The sequence below is a fragment of the Vibrio sp. L85 genome (assembly GCF_963871815.1).
GTDB classification, from domain to species: Bacteria; Pseudomonadota; Gammaproteobacteria; order Enterobacterales; family Vibrionaceae; genus Vibrio; species Vibrio harveyi.
Window position 1 is genome coordinate 1 of the sequence record NZ_CAWMYL010000230.1, and the last position, 996, is coordinate 996.

Genomic DNA, 996 nt, shown 5'->3' on the forward strand with positions numbered 1-996 from the left:
GGCGGTAGAGGCATCCCCACGTTAAATAGAACAACCTCACTGGATTATATCTACACAGAAAGCCCTCCTCGTGAGGGCTTTTTTGTGCCTATGTAAAAGGTATTTTATGAAACTTAGAAGTATGACGGATGAGGCTTACCAACGATTGAGCGAAGGGCGAGATCAAGTACTCCAAAAGAATAGAGGCTACGGAGTTATCTCAGTTCAAGTTAATGACTTAACTTTTGCAGTCCCTTTAAGAAGCAATTTAAACCATCCCAATGGATTTAAGACATTGTTTTACAATGGTAAATGGAATGGACTTGATTACAGCAAAGCTCTTCTTGTTCAAGATGAAGACCTAAACCAAGAAGCATTTAAACCGCGAAATGCTGACGAATATAAAAAAATAAAAAACAATGAGGATAAAATCATCGAAGAATTCGGTGATTACGTAAGTGGCTATATCGATGCTGCTAAAGAAGGAAAAACAGAGAACCATAAGTTCAAGTTTACAACTCTTCAATACTTCCATGATGAGCTAGGGATCTAAAGTCAACGAGTTGGTTCTATCTTGGAATCGTTCTTCGTTGGGCGCTAATAAATACCAAAAAACAGCAAGGTATTGCGTTCGGTGCGTTAGGAACGAAAATCTACGGGTTGTACCGTAGAGTCTAGCATTCTCGGCGCGTCAGCGTCGAGGCTCACAATGACGCAAGAGAGAGAAATATATTTCTCGAAACGCAGTGTTATTACTGGCGAACTCGCCAACTGTGTGCCTAAAAAAACCTGATCTCATAATGAAAAGTTAACCGTCCAACGAGAATCCAACAGAAAAACAACGACGATCCAACGATTGTCCAACCAAAATCAGCTTAACACCATGCGAATAACGTTGAATCCAACGACTATCCAACGGAAAAACAACCAAAATCGATGATTGAGCATGTAGGGTGTTGTTGATGGTGCTTTGAAGTTTTGAAATATATTTTTTTCGCACGATAGAAACAAAAAAGC

At 39.8% G+C, this 996-nt stretch carries 2 protein-coding genes; one reads left to right on the forward strand and one right to left on the reverse strand.

All coding sequences use genetic code 11. The annotated features are described in order from the left end of the window. The first annotated feature begins 106 nt into the window (after positions 1-106). The gene (gene tenpIN, locus AACR11_RS21220) at positions 107-532 is read left to right on the forward strand and encodes a type III toxin-antitoxin system TenpIN family toxin (RefSeq protein ID WP_029790862.1); all 426 of its coding nucleotides are present in this window, start codon (positions 107-109) and stop codon (positions 530-532) included. A 255-nt stretch (positions 533-787) separates the two neighbouring features. Here the strand turns inward: tenpIN and AACR11_RS21225 are convergent. Then, the coding region (locus AACR11_RS21225; RefSeq protein WP_223295714.1) for a hypothetical protein at positions 788-996 on the reverse strand (209 nt) is incomplete at its 5' end.